Raw genomic sequence first — 20,589 nt, 5'->3', positions numbered from 1 at the left:
CGGCGGCATCTGCCCGGGGTGCCTGGTTGGCGTGCGCCTCGATCTCCGATAAGTTAGGCAAGGCTTACCTAAGGAGGTCTCGGATGGGTGACACCCAGGCATGGACGGCCGCCCCCGGCGCGGCGGAACAGGCGCGCTCGGTGCTCGCCGCCGCGTGGTCGTGCGCGGTGACCGCGGGCGGCGCCCGCGAGGAGTACGTCGGCGCGCACACCGTGACCGACGAGGGCGCGGTGCTGCTGACCGTGCCCGAGGACAGCGCCCTGCACGGTGCGGCGCTCTGCCTCCCGCGCCAGGACTCCCGCGCGGTACTGGAGTTCGCCGACGTGGCCCCCGTACCCGTCCGCGACCGGATCCGCGCCCGCCTCTGGCTGGCCGGCCGGCTCACCCCGGCCGACGGCGCCCTGAACTTCCACCCCGCCCGGGTGGTGCTGCGGCGCTCCTGCGGCGCCGTACTCGTCGACCCGGACGACTTCGCCACCGCCCGCCCCGACCCGCTGGCCGTCGCCGAGGCCGGGCTGCTCACGCATCTCGCCGAGGCCCACCCGGACGCCGTGGAGCGGCTCACCCGGCTGGTGCGGCCCGAGAGCCTGCACGCCGCGATCCGGGTGCTGCCGCTCGCCGTCGACCGGCACGGACTGACCCTGCGCATCGAACGCACCCGCGCCCACGGCGACGTACGCCTGCCCTTCCACACCCCCGCCGACGACCTCGGCCAGCTCACCGAGCGGGTGCACGCCCTGCTGGCGCAGGCGAGCGCCGCCGGGTGCCCCCGGACGCTACAGCGGCAGCGCGCAGACGGCGACGGGTGACGCGAACGGCTCGCCCGCGGACCGCAGTTCACCGCGGTCGGCGTCCACCTGGAAGACGGTGACCGTGCCGGAGCGCTGGTTCGCCGCGAACAGCAGCCGGCCGTCCGGCGAGAGGGCGATCTGCCGGGGGAAGTCCCCGCCCACCGGCACCGTGCCGAGCAGCCGCAGCCGGGCCCCGTCGGCCTCGACGGCGTACCGGGCGATGCTGTTGTGACCGCGGTTGGCGAGGAAGGCGTACCGGCCGTCCGCCGTGACCAGCAGCTGCGCCGGGTAGTTGGTGACGTCCCCGGTGGCGCCCGTGGACTGCGGTTCGCCGATGGTCAGCCGGCCGGTGCCGGGGTCGTACCCGCAGACCACGACCGTGTCGTCCACCTCGTTGGCCAGATAGGCGTGCCGCCCGCCCGGGTGGAAGGTGAGATGACGCGGCCCCGCGCCCGGCCGGGTGTGCGCCTGGCTCACCTCGGTGAGCGTGCCCTTCGCGCCATCGAGGCGGTAGGTGTAGACGGTGTCGGTGCCGAGGTCCACCGCCAGCAGATGGCGGCCGTCGGGACCGGTGCGGAACTGGTGCGCGTGCGGCCCCTCCTGACCGGGGCCGGGCTGCGGCGAGGTGTGCGTGACCAGGTCGGTGCGCTCGCCGAGGGCGCCCGAGCCGTCGATCGGATGTACGGCGACACTGCCCGAGGTGTAGTTGGCGCTGAGCAGCCACCGCCCGGACGGGTGCACCGACAGATGGCAGGGGCCCGCGCCGCCGGTGCTGCGCGTACCGAGGAGGCGCCGGTCGGCGAGCCGTACGGCCGTCACCGCGCCGTCCTGGCGCTCGTCCACGGCGTACAGGGTCCGGCCGTCCGGATGGACGGCGAGGTACGACGGATCGGGCACCCCGGTGAGCGTCCCGGACCCGGTGATCAGACCCGACTGCGGGTCGTACGAGGCGAGCCCGATGCCGGTGCCGCCGCCCGGCACGGAGGTGTACGTGCCCAGGTACAGCGGGCGCGGCCCGTCGCCGCGATCGGCGGGCCGGTGTCCCGGGGCGATGGACCGCGCGGGGTCCGGGGGCGGGGCGGCCGGTGCCGGCACCGCCACGACGGCGGCCGCGCCCGCGCCCATCCCGATGAACCTGCGCCTGCTCCAGCGGCCGTCCGGCCCTGCCCGCGTGCTCATACGCCCACCTCAGGTCGTCCCGGTCGTGCACGGCCACCCTCGCCCGAGCCGGGCCCGAAGGGCAAGCCCGGGGCCCCGCCCGCTCACCGCGTGCGGTCGCCGAACCCCGTACGGCGCCACAGCTCCTCCTGTACCCCGAGCCGCTCGCGCAGCCGGGTCATCCGGGGCAGCTTGGCGCGCTGCTCGCGCGAGACCCGGTCCAGCTCCTCCAGCAGGCGATGGGTGCGGTGCTCGGTGTCCAGCTCGTCGATGATCCGGGTGGTCTCGGTCAGTACGGCGCCCAGCAGCTGCCAGTTCGCCCAGTCCGCGCGGATCTCCTCCCGCAGCTGCTCGGCCAGCCGGTCCCGGGTGCCGGCCGCGGTGTGCAGCTCGGCCGTCAGCCGGGACTCCGCGGACTCGGCGTCGGCACTCAGATGGGCCGTCACCAGCACCGCGAAGCTGACCACCGCGTCACCGATCTCCGACAGCAGCTCCTCCACGGTCGCCCCGACCCGGGGCGGGAACAGATAGTCGGACTCGCGGGCCTTCGCCAGGTCGGTGAAGGAGCGGGCCAGCACCCGCAGCACCACCGTGCAGATCTCCAGCGTGTCCAGGCCGGTGCGCAGCACCACCCGGTGCAGCAGGCCCTCCTTGACCCGCGGATTGAGCCGCAGACTGTCCTCGGCCTGCCGCAGCGAGGCGTCCACCTCCGCGATGTACTGGTCCAGCCGACGCGCCTCGTGCAGCCGCTCGGCCGCCCGCTCCCAGGGGATGCGGTCCGCGGCCTCCTCACCCATCCGCAGCATCAACTGCCGCACCCGGCGCGCCAGGTCCTCGATCGACCGGCCCGCCGCGTCCACCCACACCGGGGGCGGCAGCAGCAGATTGCAGGCGGTGCCGACGACCGCGCCGATCAGCGTCTCCACGATCCGCGCCCAGGCGGTGAACCCGACCGTGGTCACCCCGAGCACCAGCATCGCGCTGATCGCCACCTCGGCGACGTACTCGTCCACCCGCACCAGATGGCCGACGGCCAGCGAGGCCACGATCAGCAGCGCGAGGCTCCACCAGGTCAGGCCCACCAGCACACTGAAGGCGATGGCGACCAGGACGCCGGCCACCACCGCGTTCACCCGGCGGATGCCGTTGGTGAGGGTGGCGTAGAACGTCACCTGGACCACCAGCAGCGCGGTCAGCGGCGAGGTCAGCGGGGCCGGTTCCGGACTGAGCCGGAGCGCGATGACGTAGGCGATCGTCGCCGCCGTGGCCGATCGCAGCGTCTGGACGACCACCGGCTCCCGGCGGCGCTTCGCCAGACGCAGCAGTCCCTCGAACCCCTTGCGTACCTCGTGCATCCCTTGGCCTGTTCCCGTTCCCCGGGTGCGTCGAACGTGGCTGTTCGAGGGGGGTGCGGGGTTGGGCCATCCGGCGGGGGCCGTCAGGCCCGGGGAGTCAGACGTACAGCTTGTCGAGGAACGCGGCCAGATTGCCCGTCGTCCGCGCGATCTGCTCCGCCACGGTCAGGCTCTCCTCGATCCGCATCCCGGTGTCGGGGGTCTTCTTGCCGCGCACGTACAGCGAGCACGCCAGGTCCGTGCACATGTACAGGCCGACCGAATTGCCCTCGCGGCCCGCCGTGCCCGCCTTGCGCGCGGTCATCAGGGACACCCCGCCGCCGCGATGGGTGGTCAGACACAGGGAGCACATGCTGCGGTGCAGGAAGCCGCGCTGGGAGGAGGGGAAGCGCAGCGCGACGCCGGTCGGCCGGCCCTCCCGCTCTGTCACGAGATAGCTGCGGTCGGGCGCGCCCGGATCCCGCCAGCCGAGGAAGTCCAGGTCCTCCCAGGGCCGTTCCTCCAGGTCCCGGGGCACGGCGAGCCGCTTGGCCTCACCCTTCGAGCAGTTCACGAAAGAGCTGCGGATGTCCTGGTCGGTGAGCGGCTTCATGGAAAATCCTTCGTCGTGCGTGCGCCGGACCCGGGAAGATAGGGCCCCTGATCAGCCTAGGTACCTCAGGGGAGGGCGGGCCAATGGATTTCCCGGACAGGCTTTCGACACCGACACCGACACCGACACCGACACCGACACCGACACCGACACCGACACCGACACCGACACCGACACCGACACCGACACCGACACCGACACCGACACCGACACCGACACCGACACCGACACCGGCACCGGCGGGCTCACCGCGCATCCGGGCGGCGACCGGTGGCGCTGGGAGAGCCGGATCTTCGGGGGCGCCTACGACGAGGCCGAGCCCGCGGCGCGGCCGGTGTACGGCGCGCTGAACTTCCGCCGCCAACTGGTGGGCGCCGCCCCGCGGTTCGGCTCCTCACACCTACGGCTCACCGCCCGGGCCACGGCCCGCGCGACCTTCTGCTACCCGGACAGCGCCGCCGAGCCCACGGACTTCGGCGTGGCCGCCGCGATGGGGCTGATCGCCCTCGCCGAGGCGGACGAGCGGGACGCCCTCGACGACTACATCGAGAGCCATGTCCACGGGGGAGTGCTGCTCGCCCGGGACGTCGAGGCCCTGGTCCTGGACGCGAGCTACCGCGGCACCCCGGTGGAGACGGCCGCCCGGTACCTCCCCTTCCCCCTGGAATGGCACCCCGGCTACGTCCTCACCATCGACCGCCTCCGTCACCACGCCGACTACCGCGGCCCGCACCACACCGCCCTCGGCACCCGCCTCGCCTCCGACGGCCCCCTGACCCCCCGCCACCTCGGCGACGCGGCCCGCACCGGCGACCATGACCTCCAGCACCTGAAAATGCTCTGGCACACCCTGGCCCGCTTCGGCGCGCCTCTTGCTTAGCTCACAGCATGAACTAAGGGTTGGAGGAAAGTCGCGTTCCGGGCGCCCGAAGGAGTATGTTGCAGGTCGGGCATGGTTCGTGAAAGGAGCCGCATGGCGGGGCGGAACGGGCGCACGGTGCGTGATCTTCGGCGGGGCAACCGCACCGCCGTGTTGCAGCGGCTGTACTTCGACGGCCCGTTGAGCCGGTTCGAGCTGGGACCGGCCACCGGTCTCAGCTCCGGGTCGGTCAGCAATGTGGTCGCCGATCTGGTCGCCGACGGGCTGGTCGAGGAGGCCGGCAGCGTCGACTCGGACGGCGGCCGGCCGCGCACGCTGCTGCGGGTCGCCCCGGACAGCGGACAGATGATCGGCGTCGACGTCGGCGAGACCCGGGTGCGGGTCGAGCTGTTCGACCTGGCCCTGAACGAACTCGCCCGCACCGAGCGTCCGTTGACCGACCAGCGGTACGACGCCGAGGTCATCGCCGGACATATCCGCGAGGGCGTCGCCGAGGTGCTGGAAGCCCGAGCGGCCGTGCCCGAGCGGCTGTTGGGCATCGGGGTCGGGGTCCCCGGCATCGTCGAGCACACCGCCGACCGGGGCGCCGTCGTGCACGGGCAGACCATCGGCTGGGACGCGGTCCCGCTGGAGCAGCTGCTCCGCGCCACCTCCGAACTGCCGCAGAGCGTGCGGTACTTCATCGAGAACGGCGCCAAGACCCTGGGCCAGGCCGAGATGTGGTTCGGTGCGGGACGCGGTGCCCGCAACGCCGTCGTCGTGCTGTTCGGCTCCGGCGTCGGCGCCTGCCTGGTGACCCCCGAGGTGGAGCACGGGCGGGCCGTCGAGTGGGGGCATCTGACGGTGCGGGTGCGCGGGCGCCGCTGCCGCTGCGGTGCCCCGGGCTGTCTGGAGGCGTACGCGGGCGCCGAGTCGCTGCTCGCCCGCTGGCGCGAGGAGGGCGGCCGTCCACCGGCCGAGGCCGACGAGGAGACCGCGCTCACCGCCATGCTCGCCGCCGCCTACCCGGCGCAGACCGGCCCGGCGGACCCGGTGGCGCTGGCCGTCCTGGAGGAGACCGCCGAGTACCTCGGCGCGGGCCTGTCCGACCTGATCAACCTCTTCCAGCCCGAGCGGATCATCGTCGGCGGCTGGGCCGGGCTCCAGCTCGGCACCCGGTTCCTGCCCGCCGTACGCCGGCATGCGACGACGTACGCCCTGCGGCACCCCGCCGACAAGGTCACCATCGAACTGGGCCGCCTCGGTCCGGACGCCGTGACCGTCGGCGCCGCGATCCTTCCCCTGGCCGACTTCTTCACCAGCGGCGGCCACCGTCCCGCCCCGGCCCCCGAGAGCCCGCTCCCCGCCTGGCGGACGGCGTTGCGGGAGCGGACCCCGGGCGCGTGACGGGTCTTCAGGAGCCCCTGCTCCAAAACCTCAGGCCCCGGTGAGCGCCCGGCCGAGGAGCGGGAGCAGCCGGTCCCAGTGGCGCTGGAACGCGGCCGCGTCGAAGGCGTCGGTGTCCGCCATGGTGAAGCCGTGGACGGCGCCGGGGTAGACCTCGGTGCGATGAGCGACCCCCGCGGCCTCGAACGCCTCGTCGATCGTGGCGATGCCCTCGGGCGTCATGTCCTTCTCGGCGAGGCCCAGATGCACCTCGGCCGTGAGGTGCCCCGGGATGAGCAGATGCGGGCTGTCGGGGTCCTCGGTGACCAGGAAACCGGGGTGGAACCCGGCGACCGCGGCCACCCGGTCCGGATGGGCCGTCGCGGTGCGCATGGCCAGGACGGCGCCCATGCAGTAGCCGATCGCGGCGACGGGCCCGGCGGCGACCTCGGGCTGCTCGGCCAGGAAGGCGAGATAGGCGTCGGCGTCGCGCAGTACGCGTTCGGTGGTGTGCGCGTCGACGAGCGGCAGCAGCTGGGCGATGACCTTGGGCCGGATCTCCTCGCCGATGTGCGCGGGCAGGTCGATCAGCGGCGCCGGGCCCTGCCGGTAGTAGGCGTTCGGCACGAGCACGTAGTACCCGTGCCCGGCCAGTTCCCGGGCCATCTCCTCCAGCACGGGCCGCAGGCCGAAGGCATCGGGGTACATCAGCACCGCGGGGTGGGGCCGGTCGTCGTCGGGAAAGGCGGCGAACGCGTCGGCGACGCCGTCCGGGGTGGGCACGAGCAGAGACTTGGTGGGCATGATCGATCATCCTTGCGCGCGTCCCGGACGCGCGCAAGGGAGATCAACCGTGCGGGGGACGGCGGACGTTCACGCAGGTGACTCGTCCGGACCCGGGTGCTCGGGGTGAACGGTGGCCGTGCGCGGCGCGCCGCGGGGACCGGTACCGGCCTCGTCCGTGTCGGGCAGTTCGTCCCCGAGATCCCCGTCGTCCCGGTCGTTCTGGTCGTCCCTGTCGTCCCGGGCGCCTCCGCCGTCCTGGTCCCGTGCTTCGTCTGCCCGCCGGTCCGGCGGCCGGTCCGGCGGCCGGTCCGCGGGCAGGTCCCAGGGATCGTCGGACCGCGCCTGCTGGTCGGGCATGTCCCTGGGGACCGGGTCCGGTTCCGGTGCCCCGACGGGTTCCTGTGCGCGCTGTTCGGCCATGATGTTCTCGCCTTCCTCCCCTTGCCGTGCGGTCAGAACGTCGTCGCGGGTCAGCCCACCTTGCGGCCGCGCATCGGCGCGGTGTCCAGTCCGCCGCCCCGCTGGAGTCCCTCGAGGAACTCCTCCAGCACCTCGGTGGCCGTCCACCGGGGCCGCCAGCCCAGCTCCTCGTGCGCGCGTGCGCAGTCCATCAGCGGCAGCCGCAGCACCGCGTCGAACAGATGCGGGGACGCCGGCAGCAGGCGCAGATTCCAGGCCGCGGCGAGGGCCGAGCGGGCGGCCGTACGCGGGAGCCGTACCGGACGTGCGCCGAGCAGTTCGCCGAGGACCGCGGCGTCGAGGGGCGGGTCGGCGGCGAGGTTGAAGGCGCCCCGGGCCGTCGCCGAGCGCACCGCGAGCCGGTAGGCCTCGGCGGCGTCGTCGGTGTGCAGCGCCTGGACGCGCAGGCCCGGGACGTCCGGCAGGAACGGCAGCAGCTCGGGGCGGGCCAGCGGTCCGGGCAGGAAGCGGCCGCCGAAGATCCGGCGCTGCTCGCTCGCCGACTCCCGTTTGAACAGGAACGCGGGCCGCATCCGCACCACCCGCACCTCCGGGTGATCGCGTTCGAACACGTCCAGGGTGCGCTCCAGATACGCCTTCTCCCGGCAGTACGCGGCGTCCGGCCAGCCGTGCGTCGGCCAGGACTCGTCCACCGCGTGGTCCTTGGGCCCCGGCGAGTACGCACCCACGGACGAGGCGTGCACCAGCACCGGCACCCCGGCCGCGGCGACCGCCTCGAACACCCGGATGCTGCCGAGCACATTGGTCCGCCAGGTGGCCGTCGGATCGTGCGTCGGCTGGAACGCCCACGCCAGATGGACCACCGCGTCCGCGCCCGCGAACCGCTCCGCGAGGTCCGTCCGGTCCGCCGCCAGATCGACCGCGGACCACTCGGTCCCCGGCGGCGACCACTGCGGCATCCGGCGCGCGAGGCCGCGTACCGAGGCGATCCCGGGATCCTGGGAGAGCAGGCGCACCACGCTCGTACCGACATTGCCGGTGGCCCCCGTGACCACCACCGTGCTCCGCGCTGAGCTGCTCACCTTCGGCTCCTTCCGTCGTCCGGCGAAGGGTCCGCCTTTCGGCGCGGGGTCCGCGACGACCGGCCGGGTACCCGGCCGGTCCGCCCGCACACGCGCAGGGGGCACTCGGACACACGTGCTTGACGTGCCGGGTAATCGACCGCGCGGTCCGTTTTGGGCACGATCGGGATCATCGGCGGACCGCCGCCCCGCGCGCCCGCCGGTGCACGCGCGCCACATCCCGAGGAGGACCCCCATGCCGTACTACGACAGCCCCGTCGACGGCACCCGGCTGCACTACGTCGACCACGGCCCCGCCCGCGGTGCCGTCGCCGTCTTCGTCGCCGGCGCCTATCTCGGCCACGAGATGTGGGAGCACCAGATGCTGCCGCTCGCGGAGGCCGGATACCGCTGTGTGGGCCTGGACCGGCGCGGCCACGGGCGCTCGGACGACGTCTGGTCGGGATACGACCTCGACACCCTCGCCGACGACCTCCAGGGGCTGCTCGACCACCTCGACCTGCGCGAGGTCACCCTGGTCGCGCACTCCGTCGGCACCGCCGAGGTGGTGCGCTGCCTGACCCGGCACGGCTCGTCCCGGGTCGCCGGGGCCGCGCTGGTCTGCGGGGTCAGCCCGGGCATCCTCCGCTCGGAGCGGCTGCCCGACGGCCTGGATCCGGCGGTCGTACGGGCCGATGAGGAGTTCTTCCGGCGCGACCGGCCCGCCTGGTTCACCCATTTCGCGGACGCGTTCTTCGCCGTCACCAGCGCGGGAAACGAGGTCTCCGACGCCTATACGCGGTATCTGATCGACCGCTGCCTGGTGGCCACGCCCCGCGCCGCCACCGGCGTACGGGCCGTCGTGACCGGCCTCGATCTCACCGCCGAGCTGCCCGCCGTGGACGTACCCGTGCTCGTCGTGCACGGCACCCACGACACCTCCGCACCATTGGCCCATACGGGTGAACGGCTGGCCCGGCTGCTGCCGGACGCCGTCCTGAAGGTGTACGAGAACGGCGGCCACGGCCTGTTCTTCACCCACGCGGAACGTCTCACCGCGGACCTGCGGGAGTTCCTCGGCGCGGCCGGGACCACGACGGCCACCACCGGGATCTGCCGGATGCTGGCCGCGGCGGGCATCGGCGGATAGGCGGCCGGCCGACGGGGGCGCGGAAGCCGACGGGGGCCGGAGAACCGGAAAAGAGGAAGCCCCGGCCGTGACGGGGGGACGCACGGCCGGGGCGGTATGAGAGGGGGTGCGGACGGCGGTCGCCTCTCGGCGAAAGGCTCCACAGGGCTTCAGCCGAACGATCGTCCCTGTGGGCAAAAGGTGAGGCCCGGGGACACTGTCCCGTCCGTACCCACGCCTGGTTCAACGGGTGACCCGCGTCCGCTGTTCCACCCCCCGCCGGTGACCTGCGCCACACGGCGGGGCGCTCAGGTCAGCGGGCCGTCGCCGAGGTGGGCGAGCAGGTCGGCGGGGTCCGCGTAGACCCGCTCCGCACCGGCCTCCACCAGATCGGCCCGGGGGATCCCGCCGCACAGCACGCCCACGCACCGCACCCCAGCCTTGGCGCCCGCCCGCATGTCCCACACCGTGTCCCCGACGAACACGGCTCGCTCGGCCGGTACCCCGGCCAGCTCCAGCGCGTGCTCCACCGGCTCCGGAGCGGGTTTGCCCTCCTGCACGTCGTCGCTGCTCGCGGTGGCCTTGATCGCCTCGTCCGCGTCGAGGGCCCGGCGCAGCGCGCCCAGCTCCGAGCCGCTCACCGAGGTGGCGAGGACGACCGTCCAGCCGTCGTGGTGCAGCCGTCGCAGCAGCTCACCGGCGCCCGGCAGGGCGGGGAGCCGGTCGAAGTACTGCCCGTACAGCGCCTTGTGCGCCGCGCTGAGCTCCGCGTCCCGCCCGCGGTCGCGGTCCTCGCCGAGCAGCCGCGCGATCAGGTCCGCGGAGCCGAGGCCGACGGCCCGGAGCACGGCGTGCATGGGCACGGTGTGACCGGCCTGCCGGAACGCCTCCCACCAGGTGACGACGTGCAGATGATTGGTGTCGACGAGGGTTCCGTCGACATCGAAGACGGCGGCGCGCTGCTCCATCCGGGGAACCTCTCTGTCACTCGTTCGCTTCGGGGCCGGGTACCACGTCAGGCCCCCGCCACGCGCGCCGGCACCCGCCCCTCGCGCGTCCAGCCCAGCAGCTCCTCCGCCGACCAGGTGGTGACCACCCGCTCGGCCGGTACCCCGCACTCCTCGGCGCGGGCGCAGCCCAGGATCTGCCAGTCCAGCTGGCCGGGCGCGTGCGCGTCGGTGTCGATCGCGAAGAGGGTTCCGGCGGCCACGGCCCGGCGCAGCAGCCCGCGGGGCGGGTCCAGCCGTTCGGGGCGGCTGTTGATCTCCACGGCGGTACCGGACCCGGCGCAGGCGGCGAACACCTCGTCCGCGTCGAACCGCGACTCCGGGCGGCCCCGGCCGGTGACCAGGCGCCCGGTGCAGTGCCCGAGGACATCGGCGTGCGGATCGCGTACGGCGGCCACCATGCGGCGGGTCATGGCGCGGGCGTCCATCCGCAGTTTGGAGTGCACGGACACCACGACCACGTCCAGCCGCTCCAGCAGTTCGGGCTCCTGGTCCAGGGAGCCGTCGTCCAGGATGTCGCACTCGATGCCGGTGAGCAGCCGGAACGGCGCCCAGCGCGCGTTCAGCTCCGCGACCGCGTCCAGCTGCTCGCGCAGCCGCTCGGGGGAGAGGCCCCGGGCCACGGTCAGCCGCGGCGAATGATCGGTGAGGACGGTCCACTCATGGCCGAGCGCGGCCGCCGCCCGCCCCATCTCCTCGATCGGACTGCCCCCGTCGGACCAGTCCGAGTGCGTGTGGCAGTCGCCCCGCAGCAGCGCCCGGAGCGCGGCCCCGGGCCCCTCGCGGCCGACGCCCTCGCTCCCCTCCTCCAGCGTGCGCAGGTAGGCGGGCACCTTCCCGTCCAGCGCCTCCCGCACCACCTGCGCCGTCTTCGGCCCGATCCCCTTCAGCGACTCCAGCGACCCGTCCGCCGCCCGTGCGGCCACCTCCCCGGGCGGAAGCCCGTCCAGCACCCGGGCGGCCGTGCGAAACGCCCGTACGCGGTAGGCGGGCGCCAAAGAGCGCTCCAGGAGAAACGCGATCCGCTCCAGGGCGGCGACGGCATCCATACGGCCAAGGCTGACACCGGGCGCCCCTCGGGGGCGCGGGAAACCTCCCGAATCTCCCTTCCAGGACGTTCCGTCCTAACCTGAATTGCATGACCGAACAAGCAGCCCCCTACATATCCCAGCCGCGTATCTGGGTGCTGGGTGTGTGCCCGGGGAAGCCGGGTGAGCCGCCCTTCCGGATCATGGAGATCGACGGGGAGGTGATCGGCGCGGCCCGGAGCGTCACCGATGTGCTGCAGGTCGCCGCCGCCTACGGGATCACCATCCACGACCTCGACGATCCGGACGTGGTCCGCTGGGTCGGCGGCGGCAAGTACACCTGGACGCTGCACTGAGCCGCCGGCTCAGCCCACCGTCCACTTCTGGTTGGCGCCGCCCGCGCAGGTCCAGATCTGCAACCGGGTCCCGTCGGCGGAGTTGTTCCCGGTGACGTCGAGGCACTTGTTCGCCTGCGGGTTGACGATGTCGTGCGCGCCCGTGACGGTCCACTTCTGGTTGGTGCCGCCGGTGCAGTCCCACAGCTGGACGGTCGAGCCGTCCGCCGTACCCCGGTCGGTCACGTCCAGGCACTTGCCGAGCGCGCGTATCGTGCCGTCCGAGCCGACCGTCCAGGACTGGGCGGCGGTGCCGTTGCAGCCGTAGAGCTGGACCGGGGTGCCGTTCGCGGAGTTCGCGCCGGCCACGTCCACGCACTTGCCGGCCAGCCCCCGGATCGGGAGCCCCGCCGCCGTGTCGCTGGTGGTGACGGAGACCGAGTCCACCACCAGCTGCGCCGGGAACGGGGTGCTGCCGTCCGGGTCGCCGGGCCAGTAGCCGCCGACCGCGAGGTTCAGGATCAGGAAGAACGGCCGGTCGTTGTACACCCAGGTCTTGCCGCCCAGGTCGGCGGGTGTGCGCTGCTCGTAGACGGTGCCGTCCACCGACCAGGTGATGGAGTTCGGCGCCCAGTCCACGGCGAAGGTGTGGAAACCGTCCGCGAACGCCTGCCCGTTCGGCAGGCTGTAGGCGGCGCCGATGCCGCCCGAGCCGGAGTAGCCGGGACCATGGATGGTGCCGTGCACCGTCGAGGGTTCAAACCCGACGTTCTCCATCACGTCGATCTCGCCCGAGTCGGGCCAGTTCACCGGCGTGCCAAGCATCCAGAACGCGGGCCACATGCCCTGCCCCCGCGGGATCTTCATCCGCGCCTCGACGTGCCCGTACCGGGCGTCGAACTTCCCGGCCGTGTTCAGCCGCGCCGAGGTGTACTGGCAACTGCCGTACCAGCACTGGTATCCGGCCGGGTTCTCCTTCTTGGCCGTGATCACCAGATGCCCCTGGCCGTCCAGGGCCGCGTTGTTGGTACCCGACGTGTAGTACTCCCGCTCGTGGTTGTTGACGTTGTCGCCCGTCTCCTGGGTCCACTTCGAGGAGTCGACCGCCGAGCCCGCGGGCCCGTCGAAGGTGTCGGAGAAGGTGCTCACGGTCGCGGCGGGGGCGATCCGGTCGGCGGGGCGCGCCTGCGCGGGGCCGACGGCGGCCGCGCCGACCAGCGCGGCGGACAGGGCGGCGAACAGACAGCCGCGGAGCAGACGGGGGGAGGCCATGGCTCTCCGATCGGTGGGGGGAGGCTCTGGGGGGGGACTCTCGGATGAAGCGATGCCTCTTGATTTAAGGAGTGAGATAAGTGGGCGTCAAGAGGCTGGCGGGGACCCGCTGTTGACGGGTCGGGGCGCCCACCGGTTTCCGTTCACGCTCCCGGGGCACTCCGCCCGCGGACCCGCGTGCCGCCGCTCCGCCAGGGGCCCGGCGGTGCTTGGATGCACCGAGCGGCGAAGCGGACACACCGCCGCGAACCGGAAGCGGCCGGACGAGAGCGGGGCCAGAGGAGGCGGTGGATGCGACGGCGTACGACGCCTCGTGCGGTCCTCCTCGGCACCGGTGAACTCCTCCTGTGGTGGGGCGCCTTGGCCCTGCTCTGGCTGGTGCTGATCAGCACCGTCGACACCCTGGAGCGGATCGTGGGCGCGAGCGTCGCCGCCGTGGGCGCGCTGCTGGCACGGGCCGGGCGGCGGGCGGTGACCTGGCGGTGAACGGCTGGATCCTCGCGGCGACCGTCGAACTCGGCGGGGGAGGAGCAGCCGCCCTGTGGGGCGTGACCACCGGCCCCACCGCGCGCCGCGTCATCGCCCAGAACCTCACCACCGCCGCCCTGTGCCCGGCCCTGCTGCTGCTCGCCCAGGGGTACGGCCGCCCCGCCTACCTCGATCTCGCCCTGCTGCTCGCCCTCCTCGGACCGGTCGGCACCCTGGTCTTCGCCCGGCTGCTGCACGAGGACCTGGAGGGGCGGCGGCCGAGCGCCTGGGGGCTCACCTACGCCATGGCCGGGGTGGGCGCCGCGGTCGTGATCGCTCTCTGCGCGGTCACCGGACCGGGCCGGGCCATGGTGAAACTGCTGGTGATCGGCGCGCTGCTGATCGGCGGCAACCTGATCGCCTCCCGGGCCCTGTCGGGCGGCTTCCGGGGGGTGCGGGGTGGCTGACCCGGGACGGGAAGGCGGCCGGGGGAACGGGCGGGGGACCGGGGACGGGGGAGGTGCCGTATGTCCGATGCCCTGATCCTGGTGGCCCTGCTGCTCGTCGCCGCCGCCGCGACCGCCGCCGTCGCCCAGCGCGACCCCGCCCGGCAGGCCCTGGTGCTCTCCGTGCTCGGGGTGCTCCTGGCCGTGCTGTTCACCGTGCTCCAGGCTCCCGACGTCGGCCTGTCCCAACTCGCGGTGGGGGCCGCCCTCACCCCGCTGCTGATCATGCTGTCGGTGCGCAAGATCCGGCGCCGCCGCCGGGACCGGGACGGCGCGCGGTGAGCCGGCGGCTGCGGCTGTGGCTGCTCGCCGTCGGCGGCGCCGGGCTCGCCGCCCTGCTGGCCGCCGCCTGCCTCGACCTGCCCGGATTCGGCGGCCGTTCGCATCCCTACGGCACCCGGGCCGTGCGCGCCTCCCTCGCCCGGCACACCGCCAACACCATCGCCTCCGTCAACTTCGACCAGCGCGCCTACGACACCCTCGGCGAGATGAGCATCCTGTTCGCCGCCGTCCTCGGCTGCGTGGTGCTGCTGCGCCAGGCCCGCGACGAACACCGCGAGCGACCGCGGCCGGCCGAAGTGGCCCGGCCCGTACGGCGCTACGCCCTGCTCGTCGTCCCCGTCGCCCTGGTCTGCGGCCTGTACATCGTCGCCCACGGCCAGCTCAGCCCCGGCGGCGGCTTCCAAGGAGGAGTGGTCGCCGCGACCGCCCTGCATCTGCTCTATCTGGGCGCCGACTACCGCGCGCTGGAGCGCGTCCGCCCCCTCGGCGCCTTCGGGGCGACCGACGCCCTGTCCGTCTGCGCGTATCTGGTGCTGGGCCTCGCCGGGGTGCTGGCCGGGACCGCGTTCCTCGCCAACACACTGCTGCCGTACGGCACGTTCAACACGCTGTCCTCCGGCGGCCTCGTACCGCTGCTGAACGCCGCCGTCGGCATGGAGGTGGCGAGCGCGGTCGTCGTGCTGCTCGCCAACTTCCTCGACCAGGCCGTGGAGATCGTGGAGGAGAACGCGGGATGAGTGCCCTGATGCAGGTGCTGCCGTACCTGATCGCCGCCTATGTCTTTCTGACCGGCTGCTACGGCCTCGCCACCAGCCGCAATCTGATCCATGCCGTCGGCTGCCTCTCGGTGTGCCAGGTGTCCACCTACATCCTGCTGCTGGCGGTCGGCTACCGGTCCGGCGGCACCGCGCCGGTCTTCTCGGACATCGCGCCCGGCACCCGGCCGCTGGTCGACCCGGTGGTGCAGGCCCTCACCCTCACCGACATCGTGGTCGGCGCCACCGTCACCGCGCTGCTGCTCGCCCTGGTGCTCCAGATCGTCAAGCGGCACGGCACCCTCGACCCGGACGAACTGCGGGAGCTGCGCGGCTGATGCGTCATCTGCTTCCGCTCCTCGTCGCGGTGCCGCTGCTCGGGGCCGCCCTGCTGGCCGCCGCCGGGCGTCGGCTGCCGCGGCCCGCCGCCGAGCTGACCGGCCTGCTCGTCTGCGCCGCCACGGGCGGGCTGGCCCTCGTCCTGCTGCTGAACTCCGCGCCGCCGATGGTCGAATGGGTCGGCGGCTGGGTGCCCGTCGGCGGGGAGAGCGTCGGCATCGAGGTGATCGGGGACGGCCCCTCCCTCGGCATGGTGACCCTCGTCTGTCTGCTCACCCTCTCCGCGCTCGCCTACTCCTGGCGCTACTTCGACGAGCCACCGCGCGGCCACGCCGGTTCGTTCCCCGCGCTGATGCTGGTCTTCCAGGGCGCCATGTGCGGATTCGCCCTGGCCGGCGACCTGTTCAACGCCTTCGTGTTCTTCGAGCTGATGAGCGTGGTGGCGTACGCGCTGACCGGCTTCCGCATCGACGAGGCCAAGGCCGTACAGGGCGCGCTGACCTTCGGGGTCGTCAACTCGCTCGGCGCGTACGCCATGCTGACCGGCATCGGCCTGCTCTACGCCCGTACCGGCGAGCTGTCGATGGCGAAGATCGGCCGGGGCCTGGACGCCTCGGCCGGGCACGGCGGGCCGGACGCGCTGGTCCTCGCCGCGTTCGTGCTGGTGCTGACCGGGCTGCTGGTGAAGGCGGCCACCGTGCCCTTCCACTTCTGGCTGCCCGACGCCCACGCCGTCGCCCCCACCCCGGTGTGCATGCTGCTGTCCGGAGTGATGGTCGAACTGGGTGTCTACGGGGTCTGGCGCGTCTACGGCACCGTCTTCGCCGGACCCGGCGGCATCCCGGCCGCCGATCTGACCCGCGCCCTGGTCACCCTCGGCGTGCTCACGGCGGTGACCGGGGCCGTCATGTGCTGGTACCAGCGGCACATCAAACGGCTGCTCGCCTTCTCCACGATCGCGCACACCGGCCTGTTCCTGGTGGCCGTCGGCGTGCTCACCCCCGAGGGCGACGACGGAGCCGCCCTGTACATCCTCGGGCACGCCGGGGCGAAGGCCGCCCTGTTCGCCTGCGCGGGCGCGCTCCTCGACCGGTTCGGCAGCGTGGACGAGCACGAACTGCACGGCCGGGCGCGCGAACTGCGGGCCACGGGCGTGCTGTTCGCGATCGGCGGGCTCGCCCTCGCGGGGCTGCCGCCCTTCGGCACCGGGCTCGGCAAGGCGGTCAGCGAGGAGGCGGTCGGCGGGCCGCTCACGGTGGTGTACGTGCTCGCGTCCGCGGTCACGGCGGGCGCGGTGCTGCGGGTCGCCGCCCGGGTCTTCCTCGGGCTCGGACCGCCGCCCGAGGACACCGACGCGTACGAGACCAGCGGCTCGGCGGAGCGGCCCGAGACGTCCGGACTGCTGCGCCGGGTGCCCGACACGATGACGACGGTCCCGGCCGTGCTCCTCGCGGGGGCCCTGGCCGTGGGCACCGTCCCGGGCTTCGGCGACCTCGTGGCCCGCTCGGTCAACGAGGCGGGCTCGGGCGGCGCCCACGCCTCGGCCGCCTGGACCCTCCACGGCGTCCTGCTCGGCCTGGTCTCCGCCGCCCTCGCCACGGCCCTCGCCACCGCCGCCGTCACCCGCTCCCACCGCCCGGCCGCCCCCGCGTGGATGACACCCCTGCGCCGCCTCCAGTCCGGCCACGTCGGCGACTACGTCGCCTGGCTCCTGCTGGGCACCACCCTGCTGGCGGCCCTGGCCCTGCCCGGGGTACTCGGCGGCTGACGGGCGGTCGACGCGCCGCGGGTAATGACTCCGCTTTACCGGAGCAAATTCCGTATCGTGCGTTCAAAGAATTGCTCTGTTCGCGATGAGAGTTTCCTTGAAGAGGGCGCGACACGGCGTGCCGGGCGCCCGGCGTGACCAAAACTTCCGGGCATGGCAACGAACGTTCTCGACGCGGCCGCCGCCCCCGGCACCGGCCGCCGCGCACCCTGGAAAACCCCGGTGGGCGAGCCCTCGTACGCCCGTCCGGCACTCCTGCTCCTCACCGTCCTCGCCGCGGTCTTCTACGCGTGGGGCATCACCCATAGCCAGTACCACACCTTCTACGCCGACGCGGCCCGCAGCATGACCGGGAGCTGGAAGGCGTTCTTCTACGGCTCTTTCGACCCAGCGAATTCCATCACGCTCGACAAATCCCCGGGATTCCTGTGGCCGCAGGCCCTGTCCGCCCGCCTCCTCGGCTTCCACCCCTGGACCCTGACGCTGCCCCAGGTCCTGGAGGGCGTGGCGAGTCTGCTGGTGCTGTACCGCCTGGTGCACCGCTGGGCCGGGACGCACGCGGCCCTCCTCGCGGCCACGGCGTTCCTGGTGACCCCGGTCGCCGTCGGCCTGTTCCGCACCTCGGTGGAGGACCCGGCGTTCACCCTGTGCCTGCTGCTCGCCGCCGAGGCCACCCAGCGGGCCGCGCGGGCGGGCCGGCCGCTCCCGCTGCTGCTGGCCGGGGTCTGGGTCGGCGCCGCCTTCCAGGCGAAGATGCTGGAGGCCTGGGCCGTCCTGCCCGCCCTCGCCCTGGTGTACCTGGTCTCGGCCCCGCTGGCGCTGCGCCGCCGCCTCGCCCACCTCGGCCTGGCCGCCCTGGTGACGACCGCCGTCTCGGCCTCCTGGATGCTCGCGGTGACCCTCGTACCCGCCAAGGACCGCCCGTACGTCGACGGCACCACCAACAACTCCGCGTTCAGCATGGTCGTCGGCTACAACTTCCTGAACCGCTTCGGCTCGCTCGGCATCAGCGCGGCCGCCACCGGGAGCGTGAGCGCGACGCAGGGGGGCGGGCACCGGGGCGCCGGGGCGAGGGGCGCGGCCGGGCCCGGGGCCGTACGCGAGATCGGAAGAGGTGTGCTCTTCCGATCTCCGGGCCCGGGGCCGTACGCGCGGGGGCGCACCGGACGTCCGAGCGGCGGGGCGCGCAGCCGCCCTCGGGTGCCTCACCCCTGGCCGCGGGCGGGTTCGGCGGCGCGCAGAACGGGTGGGCGAAGATGTTCGGGACCACGCTCGCCGCGCAGACCGGCTGGTTCTACCCGTTCGCCGCCGCGGCCGTCGGCTGCGGGCTGCTCTGGCGGCGGGGACGGCCGCGCACCGACGCCTCGCGCGCCGGGTTCCTGCTGTGGGGCGCCTGGCTCGCCACCTACTTCCTGGTGTTCAGCGCCGGGAGCGTCGGCCCGCACACCTACTACATGGGCGTGATCGCGGCGCCGCTCGCCGCGCTCACCGGCGCCGGGACGGTGCTGATGTGGCGCGCCCACCGCGCGGGCGGGCGGCGCGCCTGGGCCCTGCCGCTCTTCCGATCTGGCCTCGCCGCCGTCGTCCTGCTGGCCCTCGCCCGGCCCGAACGGCCGCGCACCGGCGCCCGGTCGGCGCTCGCCGGGCTCGCCGCCTCCCTCGCGGCCCTGCTCCTCGCCCCGAGCGCCTGGGCGGTGCAGGTCTTCAACCCGGCGTACGGCACCTCGGGCATGGGCTCGGTCGGCCCGACCACCCCCGACCGGGAGCAGAGGAGGGGGAGTTCGGGCCCGCAGGCTGTTGGCGCGCACACGGCCTCCCCCTCCGGCTTCGCCGCCCTGGCCGGGATCGCCTCGGACGGCTCCCTGACCCCCGACGAACGCCGCCTCCTCGCCTACACCCGCGCCCATCAGGGCGGGGCCCGCTATGTGTTCGCCACCACCAACTGGAACGCGGCCTCCCCGTACATCCTGTCGGCGGGCGCCGACGTCCTGCCGCTCGGCGGGTTCAGCGGCAAGGTGCCCTTCCCCGCGCAGGCCGACTTCCGGCGGCTGGTGGCGGCCGGGCAGGTCCGGTACGTGCTCGCGGGCGGCCCCGCCGGGCTCGGCCCCCTGGCCGCCGGTACCGGTAACGCGCCCGCGGGGCCGACCGTGGCCACGCGGATCGCCGACTGGGTGGAGGCCACCTGCGCGAAGGTCCCGGCCTCGGCGTACGGCGGCACGGAGACCCCCGCCGCGCCCCCGGCGCCCGGCCGGACCGCCCGGACGCTCTATCGCTGCGGCCCCGGCCAGTAGCATGAGCGGCGGCAGCCCGGAATGATCATGCGAGGAGCAGATCGTGCGAGACATCGCCGTCTTCAGCGGCAGTGCCCATCCCGAACTGGCCGAGGAGGTCTGCGCGCATCTGGGGGTGCCGCTGAGTCCGACCAGGGTCAGCCGGTTCGCCAACGACTGTCTGGAGGTACAGCTCCAGGCCAACTGCCGGGAACGGGACGTCTTCCTGATCCAGCCGCTGGTCAAGCCGGTGCAGGAACACCTGGTGGAGCTGCTGCTGATGTGCGACGCGGCCCGGGGCGCCTCCGCCTCCCGGATCACCGTCGTCATGCCGCACTATTCCTACGCGCGCTCCGACAAGAAGGACGCGCCCCGCATCTCCATCGGCGGCCGGCTCGTCGCCGATCTGATGGTCGCGGCGGGCGCGAGCCGGGTCCTCGCCATGACCCTGCACTCCCCGCAGGTGCACGGCTTCTTCTCGGTGCCGGTGGACCATCTGCACGCGCTGCGCGAACTGGCCGCGCATTTCCGGCAGTACGACCTCTCGCGCACCACCGTCGTCTCCCCGGACCTCGGCAACGCCAAGGAGGCCGCCGCCTTCGCCCGGCGCATCGGCGCGCAGGTGGCGGCCGGTGCCAAGCAGCGGTACGCGGACGACCGGGTGAGCATCAGCTCCGTCATCGGCGAGATCGCCGGGCGGGATGTCATCGTGCTGGACGACGAGATCGCCAAGGGCAGCACCGTGCTCGAACTCCTGGACCGGCTGCGCGAGTTGGGTCCGCGCTCGATCCGGGTGGCGTGCACGCACGGGCTGTTCGCGGCCGGTGCGCTGGGGCGGCTCGGTGAGCAGCCGGACGTGCTGGAGATCGTCTGCACCAACACCGTGCCGATTCCGGCCGACGAGCACACCGACAAGCTGCGCGTGCTGTCCATCGCCCCGGCCCTCGCCGAGGCGGTACGGCGCATCCACAACGGGGAGTCGGTCAGCGCCCTGTTCGAGGAGGGGTGAGCCCGCCCGGGTG

Annotated in this window: 23 protein-coding genes; 14 read left to right on the top strand and 9 right to left on the bottom strand. The window is 73.6% G+C overall.

Going from position 1 to position 20,589, the window contains the following annotated elements; translation table 11 throughout:
• The first annotated feature begins 83 nt into the window (after positions 1–83).
• A complete protein-coding gene (locus ACLF5H_RS14675) occupies positions 84–809 on the top strand; it encodes a DUF2470 domain-containing protein (protein ID WP_421676517.1) in 726 nt (241 codons plus the stop codon).
• On the opposite strand, the gene ACLF5H_RS14670 is transcribed toward ACLF5H_RS14675, so the two are convergent.
• The 3 genes from ACLF5H_RS14670 to ACLF5H_RS14660 form a co-directional block, all read right to left on the bottom strand.
• On the bottom strand, positions 777–1,970 hold the full coding sequence (locus tag ACLF5H_RS14670; RefSeq protein WP_421676516.1) for a lactonase family protein: 1,194 nt from the start codon (positions 1,968–1,970) through the stop codon (positions 777–779). The two genes, ACLF5H_RS14675 and ACLF5H_RS14670, sit on opposite strands and share 33 nt — an antisense overlap.
• 83 nt (positions 1,971–2,053) lie before the next feature.
• Positions 2,054–3,304 (bottom strand): FUSC family protein, encoded by a 1,251-nt coding sequence (locus tag ACLF5H_RS14665; protein ID WP_421676515.1) that lies wholly within the window; start codon positions 3,302–3,304, stop codon positions 2,054–2,056.
• A 97-nt stretch (positions 3,305–3,401) separates the two neighbouring features.
• The gene (locus ACLF5H_RS14660) at positions 3,402–3,896 is read right to left on the bottom strand and encodes an FBP domain-containing protein (protein WP_421676514.1); all 495 of its coding nucleotides are present in this window, start codon (positions 3,894–3,896) and stop codon (positions 3,402–3,404) included.
• Between ACLF5H_RS14660 and ACLF5H_RS14655 the strand changes: the two genes are divergently transcribed.
• Both ACLF5H_RS14655 and ACLF5H_RS14650 read left to right on the top strand, forming a co-directional pair.
• On the top strand, positions 3,895–4,776 hold the full coding sequence (locus ACLF5H_RS14655) for a DUF3626 domain-containing protein (protein ID WP_421676513.1): 882 nt from the start codon (positions 3,895–3,897) through the stop codon (positions 4,774–4,776). The genes ACLF5H_RS14660 and ACLF5H_RS14655 overlap by 2 nt on opposite strands.
• A gap of 93 nt (positions 4,777–4,869) precedes the next feature.
• Positions 4,870–6,162 (top strand): ROK family protein, encoded by a 1,293-nt coding sequence (locus tag ACLF5H_RS14650; protein ID WP_421676512.1) that lies wholly within the window; start codon positions 4,870–4,872, stop codon positions 6,160–6,162.
• A gap of 30 nt (positions 6,163–6,192) precedes the next feature.
• Here the strand turns inward: ACLF5H_RS14650 and ACLF5H_RS14645 are convergent, their stop codons facing one another.
• From ACLF5H_RS14645 to ACLF5H_RS14635, 3 genes are all read right to left on the bottom strand, one after another.
• Positions 6,193–6,945, bottom strand: coding sequence for a dienelactone hydrolase family protein (locus ACLF5H_RS14645; RefSeq protein ID WP_421676511.1), 753 nt, complete (start codon positions 6,943–6,945; stop codon positions 6,193–6,195).
• A 69-nt stretch (positions 6,946–7,014) separates the two neighbouring features.
• Positions 7,015–7,347, bottom strand: coding sequence for a hypothetical protein (locus tag ACLF5H_RS14640; RefSeq protein WP_421676510.1), 333 nt, complete (start codon positions 7,345–7,347; stop codon positions 7,015–7,017).
• A gap of 50 nt (positions 7,348–7,397) precedes the next feature.
• A complete protein-coding gene (locus ACLF5H_RS14635; RefSeq protein WP_421676509.1) occupies positions 7,398–8,429 on the bottom strand; it encodes an SDR family oxidoreductase in 1,032 nt (343 codons plus the stop codon).
• A 235-nt stretch (positions 8,430–8,664) separates the two neighbouring features.
• Here ACLF5H_RS14635 and ACLF5H_RS14630 point away from each other — a divergent pair, with 235 nt between their 5' ends.
• The gene (locus ACLF5H_RS14630; protein ID WP_421676508.1) at positions 8,665–9,558 is read left to right on the top strand and encodes an alpha/beta fold hydrolase; all 894 of its coding nucleotides are present in this window, start codon (positions 8,665–8,667) and stop codon (positions 9,556–9,558) included.
• A gap of 287 nt (positions 9,559–9,845) precedes the next feature.
• Here the strand turns inward: ACLF5H_RS14630 and ACLF5H_RS14625 are convergent, their stop codons facing one another.
• Together ACLF5H_RS14625 and ACLF5H_RS14620 are read right to left on the bottom strand one after the other, a co-directional pair.
• Positions 9,846–10,505 (bottom strand): HAD family hydrolase, encoded by a 660-nt coding sequence (locus ACLF5H_RS14625; protein WP_421676507.1) that lies wholly within the window; start codon positions 10,503–10,505, stop codon positions 9,846–9,848.
• Between the two features lie 47 nt (positions 10,506–10,552).
• A complete protein-coding gene (locus ACLF5H_RS14620; RefSeq protein WP_421676506.1) occupies positions 10,553–11,593 on the bottom strand; it encodes a PHP domain-containing protein in 1,041 nt (346 codons plus the stop codon).
• Positions 11,594–11,682: 89 nt separating this feature from the next.
• Here ACLF5H_RS14620 and ACLF5H_RS14615 point away from each other — a divergent pair, with 89 nt between their 5' ends.
• Entirely contained in the window at positions 11,683–11,928 is a 246-nt protein-coding gene (locus ACLF5H_RS14615; RefSeq protein ID WP_421676505.1) for a hypothetical protein, read from the top strand.
• Between the two features lie 9 nt (positions 11,929–11,937).
• Here ACLF5H_RS14615 and ACLF5H_RS14610 read toward each other — a convergent pair whose 3' ends face one another.
• Positions 11,938–13,179: a lectin gene (locus ACLF5H_RS14610; protein WP_421676504.1), complete on the bottom strand. Its 1,242-nt coding sequence runs from the start codon at positions 13,177–13,179 to the stop codon at positions 11,938–11,940.
• Positions 13,180–13,470: 291 nt separating this feature from the next.
• Here ACLF5H_RS14610 and ACLF5H_RS14605 point away from each other — a divergent pair, with 291 nt between their 5' ends.
• The 9 genes from ACLF5H_RS14605 (at position 13,471) to ACLF5H_RS14565 (ending at position 20,576) form a co-directional block, all read left to right on the top strand.
• Complete coding sequence (locus ACLF5H_RS14605; RefSeq protein WP_421676503.1) at positions 13,471–13,665, top strand: hypothetical protein; 195 nt, start codon at positions 13,471–13,473, stop codon at positions 13,663–13,665.
• Positions 13,662–14,114, top strand: coding sequence for a monovalent cation/H+ antiporter complex subunit F (locus ACLF5H_RS14600; protein ID WP_421676502.1), 453 nt, complete (start codon positions 13,662–13,664; stop codon positions 14,112–14,114). The genes ACLF5H_RS14605 and ACLF5H_RS14600 overlap by 4 nt, the downstream gene beginning before the upstream one ends.
• Before the next feature lie 60 nt (positions 14,115–14,174).
• On the top strand, positions 14,175–14,435 hold the full coding sequence (locus ACLF5H_RS14595) for a hydrogenase subunit MbhD domain-containing protein (protein ID WP_421676501.1): 261 nt from the start codon (positions 14,175–14,177) through the stop codon (positions 14,433–14,435).
• Positions 14,432–15,172, top strand: a complete 741-nt coding sequence (locus ACLF5H_RS14590; protein ID WP_421676500.1) for an MnhB domain-containing protein — start codon at positions 14,432–14,434, stop codon at positions 15,170–15,172. The genes ACLF5H_RS14595 and ACLF5H_RS14590 overlap by 4 nt, the downstream gene beginning before the upstream one ends.
• A complete protein-coding gene (locus tag ACLF5H_RS14585; RefSeq protein WP_421676499.1) occupies positions 15,169–15,528 on the top strand; it encodes a sodium:proton antiporter in 360 nt (119 codons plus the stop codon). Before ACLF5H_RS14590 ends, ACLF5H_RS14585 begins: the two co-directional genes overlap by 4 nt.
• Positions 15,528–17,297: a complex I subunit 5 family protein gene (locus tag ACLF5H_RS14580; protein ID WP_421676498.1), complete on the top strand. Its 1,770-nt coding sequence runs from the start codon at positions 15,528–15,530 to the stop codon at positions 17,295–17,297. Before ACLF5H_RS14585 ends, ACLF5H_RS14580 begins: the two co-directional genes overlap by 1 nt.
• Before the next feature lie 153 nt (positions 17,298–17,450).
• Positions 17,451–18,761 (top strand): glycosyltransferase family 39 protein, encoded by a 1,311-nt coding sequence (locus tag ACLF5H_RS14575; protein ID WP_421676497.1) that lies wholly within the window; start codon positions 17,451–17,453, stop codon positions 18,759–18,761.
• The gene (locus ACLF5H_RS14570; protein ID WP_421676496.1) at positions 18,713–19,588 is read left to right on the top strand and encodes a hypothetical protein; all 876 of its coding nucleotides are present in this window, start codon (positions 18,713–18,715) and stop codon (positions 19,586–19,588) included. Before ACLF5H_RS14575 ends, ACLF5H_RS14570 begins: the two co-directional genes overlap by 49 nt.
• 43 nt (positions 19,589–19,631) lie before the next feature.
• Positions 19,632–20,576: a ribose-phosphate diphosphokinase gene (locus ACLF5H_RS14565; RefSeq protein WP_421676495.1), complete on the top strand. Its 945-nt coding sequence runs from the start codon at positions 19,632–19,634 to the stop codon at positions 20,574–20,576.
• The last annotated feature ends 13 nt before the right edge of the window (positions 20,577–20,589 follow it).

This window comes from Streptomyces sp. LaBMicrA B280, from assembly GCF_049222185.1.
GTDB classification, from domain to species: domain Bacteria; phylum Actinomycetota; class Actinomycetes; order Streptomycetales; family Streptomycetaceae; genus Streptomyces; species Streptomyces murinus.
The sequence above is the reverse complement of the archived record's forward strand: the minus strand, read 5'-3'. Positions and strand labels throughout refer to the sequence as shown.